The organism is Roseiconus nitratireducens, assembly GCF_008629675.1.
Lineage (GTDB): Bacteria > Planctomycetota > Planctomycetia > Pirellulales > Pirellulaceae > Stieleria > Stieleria nitratireducens.
In genome coordinates, this window is sequence record NZ_VWOX01000002.1 from 500,451 (window position 1) to 517,767 (window position 17,317).

Annotated in this window: 9 protein-coding genes; 8 read left to right on the forward strand and 1 reads right to left on the reverse strand. The window is 60.1% G+C overall.

From position 1 onward, the window contains the following. Positions 1 to 170: 170 nt before the first annotated feature. The 8 genes from FYK55_RS04495 to FYK55_RS04530 all read left to right on the forward strand — a co-directional run bounded on the left by FYK55_RS04495 (position 171) and on the right by FYK55_RS04530 (position 13,104). Entirely contained in the window at positions 171 to 1,610 is a 1,440-nt protein-coding gene (locus FYK55_RS04495; RefSeq protein ID WP_161604307.1) for a sulfatase-like hydrolase/transferase, read from the forward strand. A 56-nt stretch (positions 1,611 to 1,666) separates the two neighbouring features. After that, positions 1,667 to 3,616, forward strand: coding sequence for a sialate O-acetylesterase (locus FYK55_RS04500; protein ID WP_150075165.1), 1,950 nt, complete (start codon positions 1,667 to 1,669; stop codon positions 3,614 to 3,616). Positions 3,617 to 3,880: 264 nt separating this feature from the next. Beyond that, positions 3,881 to 4,906, forward strand: a complete 1,026-nt coding sequence (locus tag FYK55_RS04505) for a zinc-binding dehydrogenase (RefSeq protein WP_150075166.1) — start codon at positions 3,881 to 3,883, stop codon at positions 4,904 to 4,906. A gap of 85 nt (positions 4,907 to 4,991) precedes the next feature. Then, positions 4,992 to 5,897 carry a sugar phosphate isomerase/epimerase family protein gene (locus tag FYK55_RS04510; protein WP_150075167.1) on the forward strand — a complete coding sequence of 302 codons (906 nt, stop codon included), beginning with the start codon at positions 4,992 to 4,994 and terminating at the stop codon, positions 5,895 to 5,897. Positions 5,898 to 5,989: 92 nt separating this feature from the next. Continuing rightward, positions 5,990 to 7,282 (forward strand): PQQ-binding-like beta-propeller repeat protein, encoded by a 1,293-nt coding sequence (locus tag FYK55_RS04515; protein ID WP_150075168.1) that lies wholly within the window; start codon positions 5,990 to 5,992, stop codon positions 7,280 to 7,282. Between the two features lie 97 nt (positions 7,283 to 7,379). Continuing rightward, positions 7,380 to 9,452, forward strand: a complete 2,073-nt coding sequence (locus FYK55_RS04520; protein WP_150075169.1) for a DUF1592 domain-containing protein — start codon at positions 7,380 to 7,382, stop codon at positions 9,450 to 9,452. Continuing rightward, positions 9,449 to 10,804, forward strand: coding sequence for a DUF1552 domain-containing protein (locus tag FYK55_RS04525; protein WP_150075170.1), 1,356 nt, complete (start codon positions 9,449 to 9,451; stop codon positions 10,802 to 10,804). The genes FYK55_RS04520 and FYK55_RS04525 overlap by 4 nt, the downstream gene beginning before the upstream one ends. Next, on the forward strand, positions 10,804 to 13,104 hold the full coding sequence (locus FYK55_RS04530; protein WP_150075171.1) for a HEAT repeat domain-containing protein: 2,301 nt from the start codon (positions 10,804 to 10,806) through the stop codon (positions 13,102 to 13,104). The genes FYK55_RS04525 and FYK55_RS04530 overlap by 1 nt, the downstream gene beginning before the upstream one ends. Positions 13,105 to 13,192: 88 nt before the next feature. Here the strand turns inward: FYK55_RS04530 and FYK55_RS04535 are convergent, their stop codons facing one another. Then, positions 13,193 to 16,822 carry a WD40 repeat domain-containing serine/threonine-protein kinase gene (locus tag FYK55_RS04535; protein WP_150075172.1) on the reverse strand — a complete coding sequence of 1,210 codons (3,630 nt, stop codon included), beginning with the start codon at positions 16,820 to 16,822 and terminating at the stop codon, positions 13,193 to 13,195. Positions 16,823 to 17,317 lie beyond the last annotated feature (495 nt).

The window sequence follows — 17,317 nt, forward strand, 5'->3', positions numbered from 1 at the left end:
TTGACGCCGATCACGCCCCCGATCCCTCCCTAACGCCGTGTTACACTGACCGCCCGTCATCAATGCCAAATGCGCGGAACGCCTTCTGCCCCGTGCACCCGCCCCCAGTCGGTCATCACCGACCTTCACGTCTCTGCATGAAACCTCCAAGTCTCTGCATTAAGCTGACCATGGAATCACCCTACCGCTGCGCGTCGTCGTTTCGTGACGCGGCCTGCCGTGCTCCTTCTCAGACCACACGTCCAATCTTGGTTCGCACCAATCGCGCGACGGTCGTGCTTTGGATGGTCCTGTCGGCGTTTGCGGTGATCGGCATTGCGCCCGCAATGGGCTCATCCGAGCGTCCCAACATCGTGTTCATCATGGCCGACGATCTCGGCTGGGCCGACGTCGCGTTTCACGGCGGCAACGCCCCCACGCCCAATCTGGATCGACTTGCCGAACAGAATCTGGAACTGCGTCAGCACTACGTCGCGCCGGTTTGCAGTCCCACGCGAACCGGTTTGCTGACCGGTCGTTGCTGGAGCCGCTTTGGTATCACGACCCCGACCAATTCCCAGGCGTTGCCGGAAGAAACCGTCACGCTGCCGCGGGCGCTCAGCAGCGTCGGATATGACACCTGTTTGATTGGCAAATGGCACCTGGGTTCATTGCCCAAATGGGGCCCGGGGCATTTCGGTTTTGACCATTCGTATGGCTCCCTGGCGGGCGGAGTCAGCCCCTGGAATCATCGTTACAAGAAAGGTCCTTACAGTGTGACCTGGCACCGCGACGAAGAACTGATCGAGGAATCAGGCCACGTCACGGACCTGTTGACGAACGAAGCGGTGCGGTGGATTCAGTCACGCGGCGATTCCCCTTTCTTTCTTTACGTTCCATACACTGCGATTCATCTGCCCCTAAAAGAACCGACGGTCTGGTTGAACCAAGTGCCGGAGGCAATTGAAGGCGACGTGGCGAGGCACTATGCCGCCAGCATCATGCACCTGGATGACGCAGTGGGGCAGATTCTTGCCGCCCTGAACGAAAAAGGAGTTCGCGAGCGGACACTGGTCGTCTTCACCAGCGACAACGGCGGCAGCACCGTGGAGAACAACGACTCAAAGTACCCCGACGATGATTGCCCCAGCGGTCGATTGACCGGAGACAACCACCCGTTGCGTGGCGGGAAAGGCGACGTGTACGAAGGAGGCACGCGGGTGCCGACGATCGTCTCGTGGCCCGGCCGCATCCGCCGCGGACACGTCGACGACCCTGTACAAATCATCGATTGGATGCCCACCTTCTGTGCCCTGGCGGGTTTTCAGCCGGAGTCAACGCTGCGTTGGGATGGAACCGATCTGTCGGCGTGGTTGCTTGAAGCGGAACCGATACCAACCCGTTCGATCTACACCGCCGGCCCCCGATGGCGCTCGGTTTCCTTGCGACACGGACCGTGGAAACTGATCGAAACGCAGAACGGCAAAACGACAACTCATCAGTTGTACAATCTTGGCGTCGATCCGACGGAGTCGAGCGATCTGGCATCCGAGGATCCAGCAACGCTCCGCCAGATGCTGGAACGATTGCGGCATGCCCAGCAAAAAGACCGCGATTCGGTCGTGGAATAAACCGGCCCCGAGTTGGCCTCCTGCTTTCCCTTCCCCACTGAATAGAGACGATCACCATGCGAAAACGAGCCCTCCTTCCGTCCCTCGTCGTGATGCTGTTGATGGCGTCCGGCTTTTTTAGCGACCGTGCGGCCGCACAGGAACTTCCGTTTGTCCACCCGCTGTTCAGTGATCACATGGTATTGCAGCGGGATCTGAAGACACCGGTTTGGGGCTGGGCACACCCCGGCCAAAAGGTCACCGTTTCCGTTGCAGATCGTTCGGGCACGGCGGAAGCGGATTCATCCGGGCGTTGGATGGCCTGGCTGGAGCCGTTGCCCGCGGGAGGACCGCACGAGCTAACGGTGACCGGGCCGCAATCGGTCACGATCAGCGACGTGCTGGTCGGAGACGTCTGGATCTGTTCGGGTCAATCCAACATGGAATGGCCGCTCGCTGCGGCGAACGATGCCCAGCAGGAGATCGCCGCCGCGCATCATCCCAAGCTGCGGCTGTTCAGCGTTCCCAAACGAATCTCCGCCGAACCGCAACAGACCGTTGCTGCCCGCTGGACGACGTGCACTCCCGAGACCGCGCGCGGTTTCAGCGCGGTGGGCTATTTCTTTGGCCGTGATCTTCAGCGTGAATTGGAAGTGCCGATCGGATTGGTTCACGCGTCCTGGGGTGGCACGGTGGCAGAAGCGTGGACCAGCGCGGGGTCGCTGCGAACCATGGACGACTTTGCCCCGGTCGTCGAATCGTTTCAACAACAGGCGGCGGCCAAGCGATCCGGAGAGAACGGCTTTGAAGCCATGATGGAACGTTGGTGGAAGGACAACGATCCGGGAACCCGCGAGAACTGGCAAGACGGTGCAGACGAATCGGAGGAATGGTCTTCGATGGAACTGCCGGGCAATTGGGAAGACCGCGGGCTTTCGAACTACGACGGCGTGGTCTGGTTTCAAAAAGAGTTCTCCGTCCCGGAGCAGGCTGCCGGAAAGCCAGCCGTTGTCCACCTGGGGCCAATCGACGACCGTGATACGACCTGGGTCAACGGGCATCGCGTCGGCGGGCAAGCGGAATGGATGCGTGGCCGCGATTATCAAATCCCCGCGGAGTACCTGAAGGCGGGACGCAATGTGATTTCCATTCGTGTCTTGGATACCGGCGGCGGAGGAGGCTTGTACGGGAATCCTGACCAGATGTCCGTGCAGGTTGAAGGCCAAACCTCGATCCCGCTGGCCGGGGCCTGGAAGTACCAGGCGACGACTCCATTGGCCAAAGCCAAACCGACGCCCCAGCCACTGAACTCCAATCCGAACGTGGTCACCGTGTTGTACAACGGCATGATCGCGCCCTTGGAGCCGTTGGCAGTGAAAGGCGCGATTTGGTACCAGGGCGAATCCAATGCGGGGCGGCCGGTGCAGTACCGAACGCTGTTGCCCACTCTGATTGGTGATTGGCGTGAAAAGTTTACGTCGGACCAATTCACGTTTCTGATCGTGGAATTGGCAAACTTCATGGCCGTGCAAACGCAACCGGTCGAATCAGGTTGGGCGATGCTTCGCGAAGCCCAACAGATGACGGCCAAGAACGATCCGCATGCCGGGATCGCATCGGCAATTGACATCGGCGAAGCCAATGACATACACCCCCGAAACAAACAGGAGGTGGGCCGGCGACTGGCTTTATCAGCGCTGAAGATCGCCTACGATCGCGACCTGGTATCGCGCGGTCCGGAATTCGTCTCCGCCACCTTTGACCCGGGCCAGGCGACCCTGCGTTTCGAGCACGTCGGAGAGGGGTTGATGGCCAAGGGCGGAGAACTGAAAGGCTTTGCGATTGCCGGAGACGACAAGCAATTTGTCTGGGGAAATGCGAAAATCGAAGGCGACACGGTCGTCGTGAGCGCTCCCGAGGTCAAACAACCCACCGCAGTGCGATACAGCTGGGCGAACAATCCGATTGGCACGCTTTACAATCGCGCCGGATTACCCGCCTCACCGTTCCGCACCGACGAAGATTAGATCGACGGCGCCGCTTTGCATTGAATAGCTTGTCGATCGCGGATTCCGTGTAGCTGCCGTCGCCAGACAGTGGCTGACGCGCCGCTCCCACGCCTCGGAGCGTCTTGCCGGGCGTTTTGAACAATCGAAAGGGGGCGGGAACGAACCTCGCCCCCGCAATTGTTTCCCTCCCCCACTCGCTCGGACGTCGAGATTCGATTCGAATGTCGGCATCCCAACCCGTTTGCCGCCGCGCCGGAAGCGTGTGCGATGGAGAGTCAATCAATGAAGTCTGCTGCCGTGGTCAATTATGCGCCGGAAAAGGGATCGGTCGAGATCCGGGAGTTTGAACGGCCGGAGATTGGATCTGACGATGTATTGCTGGAAGTCGCCAACGTCGGCGTCTGTGGCAGTGATTTGCATCAATGGACCGCCGATCATTCCTGGCCGGTCAACTACCCCGTTGTCCTGGGGCATGAATTTGGCGGCACCATTGTCGAACTCGGCCGAGACGTCCAAGGTTGGAAAGAGGGAGACCGCGTGGTCAGTGAGACCGCGGCAATCATTGACCCCCAGAATCCGATGACTCGACGCGGTCTGTACAACCTGGATCCGACTCGCAAGGGATTCGGGTACGGGGTGGACGGAGCCATGACGCGATTCGTTCGAGTGCCGGAGCGAATCCTTCATCGCGTCCCTGATGAGTTGCCCTTTGAACGCGCCTGCCTGACCGAACCGTGCTGCGTCGCCTACAACGCCGTCGTTCGCAACGCACGGATCGAACCCGGTGACCGTGTGGTTGTGCTCGGTCCGGGTACCATCGGGATTCTGTGTGCTGCGATGGCAAGGCTGTGCGGTGCAGAAGTCGCACTGGTCGGACTTCCGTCCGATGCCCGACGACTGGATATCGCCAAGCAATACGGTTGTGAAGGCATCATCGGGGATGCCAAGCCATGGGCGTTGCAGCGTGACGGTCTGGGATGTGACGGCGTGATCGATGCTGCGGGCGCGAGCGCGACACTTAAAATTGCGATCGACTTGGTGCGTCCGGCCGGATGGATTAGCAAAGTCGGTTGGGGGCCACAACCCCTGGGATTTAACTTAGATCCATTGGTGCAGAAGAACGTCACGCTGCAGGGAAGCTTCAGCCACAATTGGCCCATCTGGGAGCGTGTGCTGGCGCTGCTTGCCAGCGGAGCATTAGACGTCCGTCCGATCATCGGGGGTGTTTGGCAGATTGAACAGTGGCACGACGCCTTCGAAAAAATGCATCAAGGCGAGGTCGTTAAATCGGTGCTGACTCCGGTCTGATCCTTCATCTGACAACGGCACCAGGCAATGGCGATCACGCCGGTCGCCACTCTCCCCGATCACCCTCCACACGCAAGTTCTGACCATGCCACGACTGGCCGCATTTCCCAAAGCCTACATGCAGGCGCTGTGCAAAGACGGCAGCATGACTTTGTCCCAGTGGTTTGATCTGGCTGAGACCTTGGACATCGATGGATTGGAATTCTACGCCGGCTTCCTGGAAATGCGCGACGAGTCGAATTGGCCTGGGTTCCGCCGCCAGGTTGAAGACCGCGGGATGGTCATCCCGATGCTTTGCTGCAGTCCCGATTTCACGCATCCGGACCGCTCGTTCCGCGAATCGGAGATCGAAAAGCAGAAGGGCTGGATCCGGATGACGCATGCGTTGGGCGGTCGCTATTGCCGCGTGTTGAGCGGACAGCGGCGTCCGGAGTTGAGCACCACCGAAGGCGTCCGATTGGCCGCCGAAAGCATCCAGTCGTGTTTGCCGTTCGCGGCGGAACACGACGTGACACTGATTTTGGAAAACCACTACAAAGACGATTTTTGGGAGTACCCCGAATTTGCTCAAAAGATCGACGTCTTCTGCGATTTGGTCGCGGCCATCGATGATCCCAATTTCGGCGTCAATTACGATCCGAGCAACGCTTTCCTGGCCGGCGATGACCCGCTGGAACTGCTGCGGCGGGTATCGGACCGAGTCGTCACGATGCATGCCAGTGATCGGTACCTGTTGGAAGGAACGCTGGAGGACCTGCGACGCGAAGAAGGCGGATCGGTCGGCTACGCAAAACGGCTCAGCCACGGCGAGATCGGCAAAGGACTCAATGACTACGATGCCATCTTCAGTGAACTGCACAGCAAAGGGTTTGACGGCTGGATCAGCATCGAAGACGGTGTGGAAGGGATTGATCAACTGCGTCGCAGCGTGCTGTTCCTCCGCCGCAAAATTGCCGAACACTTTCCGCCGGCCGGCTTTGAAGACGCTTGAACCGTACCGAATGATTCGCTTCGTCTAGGCCCGCTTCGCTTCCCCATTTTCTATCATCTAACGATCACCGCATTGCATCGAAGGAAAACCTGATGTCACCTATTTCGACCCGTCGCGTCCTGTTTCATGTGGTCGCTTTCGCCTTGACGGTCGGCAGCGTCCCGACGGCCCAAGCTGAAGACTGGACTCAATGGCGCGGCGCCCACCGGGACAATCGTTCGCCGGAGACCGGGTTGTTCGGTCAATGGAAAGCAGGCGGCCCGCCGCTGGTTTGGACCGCAGAGGGTCTGGGCGGTGGGTATGCCAGCGTGTCCGTGGTCGGCAATCGCATTTACACGACCGGCAACTTTGACGACAACCAATCGGTGATCGCCATCGATGCAACCGATGGCAGCGTGCTGTGGAAGCAACCGGTGACCAGCGGAGCTCCCAAACACGGATACGAAGGAAGCCGATCGACGCCGACGATCGACCAGGATCGACTGTACGTTGTCACCAGCGACGGACGAATTGTTTGTCTAAACACCGCGGACGGATCCGAACGCTGGAGCCGAGACTTCGACGATTGGAATGGCAAAATGATGAGCGTCTGGGGATTCAGCGAATCACCGCTGGTCGACGGAGAGCGTGTCCTCTGTACCCCCGGAGGCCCCCAGGCGTTGATGGTTTGCTTGGACAAGTTGACCGGTCAAGAGATTTGGAAGGCCAGCTTGAAGTCCGAAGACACGCAGGATGACTTGAAGGCCGGTGCGGGCTATTCGTCAGCGGTGATCTCCAATGGCGGAGGCGTCAAACAATACGTGCAGCTGGTCGGAAAAGGCCTGATCGGTGTGCGCGCCGACGACGGGCAAATCCTGTGGCGCTACAGTCGCGTCGCCAACACCACCGCCAATATCCCAACGCCCATCGTCGACGGTGACTTCGTTTTCACCAGCACCGCCTACGGCACCGGATCTGCCCTGCTGAAATTGGCCGCCGATGGCCGGGGCGGCGTGACCGCCAATGAAGTTTACTGGTTGGACGCGGGCGAATTGCAAAACAAGCACGGCGGGATGACCCTGGTCGACGGCTACATCTACTGCGGTCATGGCAACGGAAACGGGTTGCCGATCTGTGTCGAAATGGCGACCGGGAAGACGGCTTGGGGACCGGAACGCGCCGAGGGAAAGGGTGAAACCAGCATGGTTTACGCCGACGGTCATCTGGTGATGCGCCGCCAAGACGGAACAATTATGCTGGTCGAAGCGACACCTCGCGGGTTTACGTTGGTTCAATCCTTCAAGCCGGAGTTCCAAGACAAGGAAAGTTGGGCCCACCCGGTTATTGCCAATGGCCGATTGTATCTGCGAGAGCAGGCCAAGTTGATGTGTTATGATGTGAAGTGAGGGGCGGCTCTCCCCCACGCCCGCCTTCCCGCTCCCTGTCCCACCTGTGCGAATTCCCCGGACCGCGAGCGGATTGCCGACTCGCGACCACCCGCCGATGAACGATTTCCCCCACCACCGACTTTCTTTCGGACGTCCAGTCACCGGTCCCTCCACGGCCGCGGCGGACCGCTTGGCGCAGCCGTCGGTTCGCTGCAAACGGCTGGCCACGTCGGTGCTGTTTGGGCTAGCGGTTGTACTCGCGGTCGGTCTGGCAGTCGGCGTGAGCAGTCCAGACGCCGATGCCCAGGAACCGAGTTCGCAAGGATCGAGCACCGCAACGCAGCAATCGTCCGACGCGACAGCAGACCAGGCCGAATCAAGAACGCCGCAGACGTCCAATTTCGTCGCCAATGTGGCCCCGTTTCTCGCCACGCACTGCCTGGATTGTCATTCCGAGGGTGGTGCCGAAGGCGGTGTGGCGTTGGACAAGTACGAAGACTCGGCCAACGTGCAATCGGATTACGAGTTCTGGGAAAAGGTGATTCGGCTGATCAACGCCCATCAGATGCCGCCGGCCGATCATCCGCAGCCCAGCGCTGACGAAGTGGCCAGCGTCTCGTCCGCGATCGAGGCCGAGTTGGCCACGTTTGATTGCGGTGCCGAGAGTCACCCTGGCCGAGTGAGCATCCAACGGCTGAACAAAGCCGAATACGACAACACCATCCGAGACCTGGTTGGTCTGGATCTACAGCTCGCCAAAGACTTCCCCTCCGACGACGTTGGCAACGGCTTTGACAACATCGGGAGCGTCCTGACGATCCCGCCGATCTTGTTGGAAAAATACTTGGACGCCGCCACCGTGGTGGCCGATCGCGTGATTGAGAATGAATCGGCTCGCGCGATGGTCTTCCCCTACACCCCGGCCTCGGATGAGGAGCGAGTTGAAACCGCACAGCGCAACGTTCGGTCCTTTGCCGAGCGGGCGTATCGCCGACCTCTGAAGGAAGAGGAGTCTGACCGTCTGTTACAAATCATGCGTTTGGCCTGGCAACGAGACCTTGGCGAGGAAGAGATTCTGAAAACCGTGGTGGCAGCAATCCTGTCGAACCCGAATTTCATTTTCCGCGTCGAACAGGATCCGTCGCCCGAGGACGAAGACGGCATTCGGGCCTTGGACGGCTACGAACTGGCGTCTCGGCTGTCCTACTTTCTGTGGAGCAGCATGCCGGACCAGCGGCTGTTCGAATTGGCCGCTAGCGGAGAGCTGACCCGTCACGAAGTTCTGGCTGCGGAAGCCAAGCGGATGCTGGCCGATCCAAAATCGCAGGCATTGGTCGACAACTTTGCCGGTCAATGGTTGCAGCTTCGTGACGTGTCACGGTTGATGCCGGATCCGAACAAGTTTCCCGACTTTGACGGAGAACTGCGGGCGGCGATGCGTCGCGAGACCGAGCTGTTCTTCCAAACGATGATTCAGGAAGATCGCAGCGTGCTGGAGTTTTTGGACGCCGATTTCACCTTCGTCAACGAACGGCTTGCCCGGCACTACGGGATCCCGGAAGTTGCGGGAGAGGATTTTCAACGCGTTCCGTTGGCCGATGGGCGTCGGGGTGTACTGACGCACGCGAGCATCCTGATGTTGACCTCCAACCCCACCCGCACTTCACCGGTCAAACGCGGCAAATGGATTTTGGAGAACATCCTGGCGGAACCGCCGCCGCCGCCGCCGGCAAACGTGCCGGAGTTGGAAGAGGGAACGGAAACCCTGGGCACGTTGCGAGAACAGATGGAGCAACACCGGGCGAATGAATCCTGTGCCGTTTGCCACCGGACGATGGACGCACTGGGCTTCGGTCTAGAATCTTTCGATGCGATCGGTGCCTGGCGTGCGAAAGACGGCGAATTTGACATCGACACGTCGGGCGAACTGCCGGGCGGTCGTCAATTCGACGGGGCGGCGGATTTGATGCGGATTCTGCTAGATGAAAAGAAGGACCAGTTCTGTCGCTGCTTGTCAGAAAAGATGTTGACGTACGCACTCGGACGTGGGTTGCGATCGTATGACCGCTGCACTGTCAAGGATTGTGTGGCGACGCTGAGAGCACAGGACTATCGATTCTCCGCATTGGTGACAGCGATTGTGACCAGTGACCCGTTCACGTTAAGAGAACTTGCGAGGGAAGAATGAGTATCCAAACCAGCCGACGGACCCGCCGAACCGTGCTCCGAGGGCTGGGCGTCTCACTGGCGTTGCCCTGGATGGAATCGCTTGCCCCGCGCGCGATCGCCGGCGCCGCGACGCCCTCCGCACCGCCACGGCGGATGGCCTTCATGTTCGTCCCCAACGGGGTCCATCTTCCCGATTGGACGCCGCATCGCGAAGGCTATGGATTCGACCTGCCGCATATTCTTTCGCCCCTGGCCTCGGTCCAGGACGACGTGATGGTCCTAAGTGGACTGACCCACGACAAGGGTCGGGCCAACGGTGACGGTGCCGGTGACCACGCCCGCAGCGCTTCGGTGTTCCTGACCGGGGCTCAACCACGCAAAACGGCCGGAGAGAATATCCGGTCGGGGGTGTCTGTCGATCAGGTCGCCGCTCAAGCGGCCGGGGCCGCCACCCGTTTCGCTTCGCTGGAGCTTGGCTGTGAAGCCGGGCGTAGCGCCGGTAACTGCGACAGTGGCTACAGCTGTGCCTACTCCTCCAACATCTCATGGTCATCCGAATCAACACCGGTCGGAAAGGAAACGAACCCTCGACTGGTCTTTGAGCGTCTGTTCGGTGACGGCACGCCCAGAAAACATGACAAGCATGCCGCCGCTCGCGAGGAGATGAAAAAGAGCATCCTGGATTTCATTTCCGATGACGCCCGAAAATTGCAGAACCAGTTGGGACGTAACGACCAGCAAAAGCTGGACGAATTCCTTTACGGGGTCCGCGAAGTCGAGCGCCGGATCGAGCGCAGCGACGAGGACCCGAAAATCTCCGTGGACGTCGAGTATCCAATTCCCAAGGGTACCCCTAGCGACTACGCAGAGCACATTCGGCTGATGTGCGACATGATGGTGTTGGCGTTTCAGACCGATCGGACGCGAATTGCGACTTGCATGTTCGCCGACGCCGGCAGCAATCGCAGTTATCGACACATCGATGTTCCGGACGGACACCACGACCTTTCCCATCACCGCGGTGATGCCGCCAAGCATGCGAAGATTCGCGAAATCAACCGCTTTCACGTCGCCCAGCTGGCCTACTTCCTGCAACGGCTGAAGGCGACGCCCGAGGGCAACGGCACCCTGTTGGACCACTCGATGATTTGCTATGGCAGTGCGATCAGTGATGGCGATCGTCACAACAACGAGAACCTGCCGGTGTTGCTAGCCGGCCACGGCGGCGGATCGTTGGACATGGGACGTCACGTCCGCGTCCGCTCCGAGACGCCGATGTGCAACCTTTTCCTGTCGATGCTGGACCGGTTCGGGACCCCGGTCGATTTCGTCGGCGACAGCACCGGACGAATTTCGGAGTTGCAGATCTGATGCGAGCGCGATTCGTTCTGGCTCTCTCCCTCTGTCTAACCACCGTCGATTTTGCTCCCGCGGACGATCCCCCCGAAACCACAATCGAATCTCTGGCGGCGGATCTAGAGAGCGTCGAATTGGAAACCCGCCGCGACGCGGCTTACTCGTTGGCAAAGCTGGGTCCTGATTCGCGACCGGCCCTGGACGCGTTGATTCACGGGCTGGCCGATCGTGACGAGCAGGTTTGGATGCAATCCGCCATGGCGATTGCCCGGATTGGCCCCGGAGCCGACTCGGCAATCAATTCGCTGATCGAAAATCTGGCTGACAGAGATGAACAACGACGCTACCGGGCGGCGTGGGTGCTTTCCCGCATCGGTTCGGCTTCCATCGATCCTCTGATTTCCGCCGCCCAGGACGAGTCCACGCAACGACGCGTTGCGGCGTTGGATGCGATGGGCTGGATGGCCGACGACTCCCGCCGAGTGATCCCCACGCTAGCGGCCGCACTGAATGACGATCAGGACGAAATCCGCCAGCAGGCCGCGCGATCATTGGTTCGGTTGGGCGAGTCCGCTTGTGACGTGCTTGCGACAGCCCTCACCAATGACGACTCGCAAGTCAAAACGATCGCCGCAGAAGGGTTGGCGAATTGTGGGCCGCTGTCTGAATCGACGCGGCAGACCTTGTTGGAAATGACCGCGGACGAAGATCCCAACCTGCGAGCGGCTTCGCTCACGGCGCTGGCTGGCTCTGGAATCTCTGAAGCACGGCTGGTCGATTTGTTGACCACAGCGGTTGCCGACTCGCAGCACCAGGTCCGCAGCGCGGCGATCGCGTCCTTGCATCGCTTGGGACCGAATGCTTCCATCGCGATGAACCGCCTGCGGAAAATGCTGTCCGATCCAGATTCAAGCATTAGATCCGGAGCGGCGTTCGCCCTCGGTTCGCTGGGCGCGGGAGCCCTCCCCGCCAGCGATGCGCTGATTGAAGCGTTGAAAAAGGAATCGTCACCGAATTCGGAGGTCGCGCGGGCGCTCGGACGAATCGGACCGGGCGTCGTTCCCGCGTTGCTTCGCGCTGCGGCGGATCCCGAACAATCCGCCGACCGGTTGGCGGTCGCTTTGGCGAACATCGGTCCGCTCGCGACCGAGCCACTGATCGACGCATTGCGCGATGCGTCAACGGAAGCGAGGGTCAGTGCCGCCCAGGCTCTGGCGGAGATGTCTCCGGTACCGGCCGACGCGTTGCCCGAACTGGTGAAATGTCTTGACGATCCCTCTCCGGAACTTCGCCGCGCGAGTCTGGTCGCGATGGGTCGCGTGCGTGTCGTGCCCGACGCGACCACGGTGCGGTTGGCCAAGCTGGTCGAGGACGCCGACGACCGGGTCCGTTCGGCCGCTGTGTTCGCGGTCGCCACCCACGGGCCCGCCGATACGACCCTGCCGATGTTGATTCGGGCGCTCGAAGACGACAGCCCGAAGGTGCGTCGTCGCGCGATCGATGGTTTGCAGGCTCTCGGCGAAGCCGCTGCCCGGGCGGTGAAACCTCTCCGCGTCGCTTTGAAAGATTCGGATCCAGGCGTTCGGCAAAGTGCCGCCGGCACGCTTGGTAGCCTGGGGGACGCTGCGGAGGACGCTTCCGACGATCTGCTGAACTTGCTTTCCGATCCCGAAATTGAAGTTCGAATATCGGCCGCAACGTCACTGGGGCAGATCGGGACACATTCGCCGGAGATCTGCCAGGCACTGGGCGAGCTGCTGGACGACCAGGAAGAACTCGTCTTGATGGCCGCTTTGGGGTCGTTGTCTGAAATTGGTCCTGACGCGGCGGACAGCGTGCCAACCGTTTTGCCCTTGCTCCGTGATCCCCGCCCTTCGGTTCGCTCGGCCGCGGTGAAGTGCCTGGCTCGGATCGAATCGGATCGGTCAAAGTCGGTCACGCACTTGATCACCGCGCTCGAGGACGAGGACTGGACCGTGCGACGGGACGCGGCCGGAGCTCTCGGGGAACTCGGATCAGACGCGCGTGCAGCGGTTCCGACGTTGTTCGAATTGCTGGCTAGCGAACAGGACGAAGATGCCGCGCGCGGGGCGTTGCGCTCCATCGACGATGCCGGACCGGAGGCTGTGCCGGTGCTGATCGACGGTTTGCAATCCGAAGACCGCCGGCGTCGTTATTACGCCTTGTTCTTGTTGGGAAAGGTCGGTCCAGATGCCAAAGAGGCCCTTCCAATTCTGAAACGGTTGCGTGACGAAACCGATAGTGAACGTTTCCGCGGCTCTTACCAGCGGGCCATCGACGCGATCGAAAAATGATCGCAGAGTCGATCGAATCGGCCGCGGATGGTTCGCGCGGAAAGTCGGTCAAGAGACTTGACGATCCAGCGTCAGCGATCGTGCCCGATCAAGGTGAAAGATCGGCCAGCGATTCGATCGGATGCGCCGGCCAAACGTGCGTGTCGGAATAGCCGCCGCCGGTCAGTAGCTGCCGGCGGTGGGCGTCGAAAAACAGACAGGCGTGATTGTCCTTGGCAACCTCCAACGCGCCCATTTCTCGACCACTTTCCACGTCCCAAAATCGCATGGTGGCATCGTCGGCAATGGTCACCAGCGTCCGATCGTCGTCGATGAATTGACAATCTTCCACACGCGCCCGGTGCCCGCGGTACCGTCGAATCGGATCCCCACCGATCAGGCTTGGGTCGGAGTGGCGCAAAGTCACCAGACCGTCTTGGTGTGCCACGGCCAGGATTCGGCCGTTGTTCGAGTACGCGATCGCCGGGGACATCTCCGCATGCATGCAAGGCACGCGGGTGATCAGCTCATGGTTCGTCGCATCAAACAACAGGATCTCTTGAAAGGTCGTGACCGCCAGTGTCTGACCGTCCGGTGACAGCACGAAGCGATGTGCCCCTTCCCGCGGCAGCAGCATTGTTTGCTGGAGCGTCCAGTCTTCCGTTTCGAAGGCGAGAATCCGATCATTGAACAACGTCCACAAGATCGTCCCCTCGGCGTTGAACAGCACCGATGCGATGTTTTTCTCGGCGTAGTCCGTGGGAATGGATCGCGTCTGTTTGGTGTTGTCCATCGAAACCACCACCAGCTCACCTCCGGAACCGGCCACCAGGACGCGGTCATCCGGCGACACCGCAAACGCGTTGGAATGATGGCGTTGGACGCTGGCCAGAGTTTTGCTCTGCAACGTTCTCAGATTCAATCGGTCCAATTGCCCACCGTCTCGGCGGAGGTACAACACGTCGGCGTTGGAAGCCGGCTGAACCATCGCAACGGCGGACGGTGAAACCGTGCGTTGTCGGTCACGAATCTGGGCTAAATCCCATCGTTTGGCGGTTCCGTCCTCCGATGCCGCGAGCAGCCAGTCATCGGTAAACCGCACACTCGTCAAACGCCGGCCACTGGTCACGATCACAACGGGATCGGGAAATGCGTCTTTTTCAATCTGCTTCCAGTTCAGACCCCGCAGGTTCCAGTAGTACAACAGTCCACAATCGCATCCCAAAGCAATCTGGTCACCGGCGGCCGACATCGCGACGCAGCGTACACGCCCCCGGGTCTGATTCCAAAAGTATTCCGCATGACCGGTTTTCACATTGACCAACGCAAAGTCGTCGCCGCTAACGGCAACGGCTTTGTCTCCGCTGGCGGAAATCGCGAACGTATCGAGGGAGAACCGAAGATCCAATCGCTCGACTTCCTCCAGCGACGGGACGGCCCAACGTGCCAGGTACTGTCGATGATCACGTCCGTGAATGATTCGCAACACCGCAAAGAGCTGCTCACCGTCAGCCGAAAAAGCCAACGATTCATTCCTGGACCCGGTCGGGATGGTCCCCAGCAGTTTGCCATCGGCGGCATGCACATGAACGTCGTGATACCGCGATCCGGTCGCGACCCAACGTCCGTCCGGTGAATGAGCGATGGACTCGACCGTGTCGTTGTGCCAGGCCAGTTGGTGGACACACTCTCCCGTCTCCACATCGCGCGTCACGACGGCATTGATGCCGACCAACGGCTTGGGGCTGATCGTGAAGGAAGTCCCGTCAGGCGAAATATCCATTCCATCCAGACAGCCGGCAAAGGGCAGCACGTCCACCGATTCGCCTGTGTCGGGATTCCAGCGACGGACGGTCCCGTCGCTGCCCACCGTGACGATTTCGTTCCGGGACGACGAATAGCGAACCTCGTTGACCGGGCCTTCGTGTCCGACCATCTCAACCGCCTCAGGCGGCCGAACCAGGTGATACAACAACCACCAGCCGGTTCGGCGCCGATCCTCACCGCCAGCCCACGGAAGCTGCTGCGCAAGGAACTGCTGCGCGATATCGAAATCTCGGTCGTGGTACGCGTCGAACGCGTCGGCAATGTCGGCCAGATACAGCTGGTTCATTGACACCCAGTTGGTTTGATCCAGCTCCGCGAGCGCCTGTCGCTCGGCTTGGGTGGCACGTTCCGTCTTGACCAACAGCTGCGCAAGCCGGTTATTCATCGCAGCCATCTGGCGGCCGTACAGAAACTGTAGCGAAATCACGCTACTGATCAGGAACACGGTCCCCAGCAAACTGACCAACGTCCGCCGCGGGTGCCGGGCGACCCAGCGCACCACGCGATCCGCCGCACCCGGCAATCGTGCATGAATCGGGACACCGGCAGCGAAGCGGCGCAAGTCTTCGGCCATTTCGTGAGCGGTTTCGTATCGATCGGCGGGCGAATATGCCATCGCCTTCAGGATGATCGCCTCCAACGATCTGGGAATGTCGTGACGGATCCGCGATGGCGGCGTGACCTGCCCCGCCGCGATTTCCAGCAAGACGCGAAAACGATCACCCTGGTAAGGACGCCGCAATGTGACCCACTCGTACAGGGTCGCGCCGAGGGAATAGATATCGGTGTGGTGATCAACCTTGTCGACCGAACCGGTCGCCTGTTCGGGACTCATGTAGTTCGGTGTCCCGATGATCTGGCTGGTTTTGGTCAACACCGTCTGTGTGTCGGTTGCGGATGCCAAACCGAAATCCGTCAACCACAGTTTGCCAGAAACGTCGATCATCAAATTCGACGGTTTGACGTCCCGATGGACAACTCCCCGGCTGTGCGCGTGGTGCAACGCCTCGGCAATCGTCGCGATTCCCGAAGCGATCTCCGTCAAGCGTTGGTAGCGGTCCGCCTTGGCGTCGACATGGAACGCCAGTTCCTGATCATCGGCGTCGCTGTTTTCGCGGCCCGGAGCTGTGACAACCGTGGCGACCGAAATCTCCGCGTCCTTTCTCCACTTGCGAATCCGCTCGGACAGCGACCGCCCCTCAATGCGTTTCATCGCCAGGTAAGGCGTTCCGTCGTGGGTGCCATAGTCACAAAGCGGAACAATGTTCTGGTGATCCAACGATCGAATCGTTTCAGATTCCCGGCGAAACCGTTGGCGGATATCGGGTTCATTCGCAGCGGCGGCGTTAAGAATCTTCAGCGCAACCGTTTCTTGGGCTCCTTCGACCGCGGCTTCGTAGACAATCGACATGCCCCCCTGGCCGATGCGTCGGACGATCTGATAAGGCCCGATCCGTGTCCCCTCGGGATGCGAGTCGCTATCGGAATCCGATCCCGTTTGGGACGGAGTGAGCTCAAACTGAAAATCCATCGAATCATCCGCGCCCCGGTCAGTCTCCTGAGACTCGAATTCGGAGGAACCAGGTCCCCGAAGATCGGGCGAGATTTCGGCGCCGCCGGGGTCATCTTCCTGGCGTTCCAGATCGGGGCGTTCCCGTTCGGGGCCATCGGTTTCGGGGCGATCCAACTGGTGGCGCTGCATGTGCTGTGGGTCGGCACGGTGAATTGGCGTATCCGCCAATTCGCTCTCCCGGTGCGATTGCCGGTAGGACTCCACAAACCTCAAGAATGCGTCGCGATGTTCTGGAAATTTCGAAACCATCGCCTGGGGCACCACGTGTTTGCCATGGTGCTCCGACTCCAGAAACCCGGCAATCAGTTCATCAAGCGTCGTCGAATGCTGCTTCTTCATCGGTCGGTCCAATCAAGCCTCACTTAGACGAGGGCGATCGGTCGATTCGTCGAACGTTCTCAAAGGTGCCAATCAGAGAAATCGGGGCGGTGCCACTGTACGATGAATGCGGTCGTCATGAGAGATAAGAATGACAAGTTCGCGCTCGATTTGCCGCTGCGGATTCCCGATGGCGACCAGATCCGGCGCAGCCCCGCGATTGAGCACCTGCGATCTTATCGGATCCGCCTGAATGCGGCCTCTGACTCGAGCGTTCAGCCTACTACTGTACAGATAATTCCACCGGAGAAAATGAAAAAAACTGGAATCGGCCGCCATCCAAGGTTTCGCCGGCCCGGTTGGGCGAGTGAAACCGAGATGCCGTGAATCCGTTCAAAAATTTGTGCCGTTACGCACACAGGTGTAAACTGCATCATCCCACCCGGACGCCCGCCCCCTGCCCCTTTCAGAGCGTCCACCCAAAAGCCACTACGTGGCAATGAGGCAACCACGTCC

Bases quoted from the DNA above. Each gene is read 5' to 3' on its own strand.
- FYK55_RS04495 (WP_161604307.1), top strand. From the start codon at position 171: ATGGAATCACCCTACCGCTGCGCGTCGTCGTTTCGTGACGCGGCCTGC.
- FYK55_RS04500 (WP_150075165.1), top strand. From the start codon at position 1,667: ATGCGAAAACGAGCCCTCCTTCCGTCCCTCGTCGTGATGCTGTTGATG.
- FYK55_RS04505 (WP_150075166.1), top strand. From the start codon at position 3,881: ATGAAGTCTGCTGCCGTGGTCAATTATGCGCCGGAAAAGGGATCGGTC.
- FYK55_RS04510 (WP_150075167.1), top strand. From the start codon at position 4,992: ATGCCACGACTGGCCGCATTTCCCAAAGCCTACATGCAGGCGCTGTGC.
- FYK55_RS04515 (WP_150075168.1), top strand. From the start codon at position 5,990: ATGTCACCTATTTCGACCCGTCGCGTCCTGTTTCATGTGGTCGCTTTC.
- FYK55_RS04520 (WP_150075169.1), top strand. From the start codon at position 7,380: ATGAACGATTTCCCCCACCACCGACTTTCTTTCGGACGTCCAGTCACC.
- FYK55_RS04525 (WP_150075170.1), top strand. From the start codon at position 9,449: ATGAGTATCCAAACCAGCCGACGGACCCGCCGAACCGTGCTCCGAGGG.
- FYK55_RS04530 (WP_150075171.1), top strand. From the start codon at position 10,804: ATGCGAGCGCGATTCGTTCTGGCTCTCTCCCTCTGTCTAACCACCGTC.
- FYK55_RS04535 (WP_150075172.1), bottom strand. From the start codon at position 16,822: ATGAAGAAGCAGCATTCGACGACGCTTGATGAACTGATTGCCGGGTTT.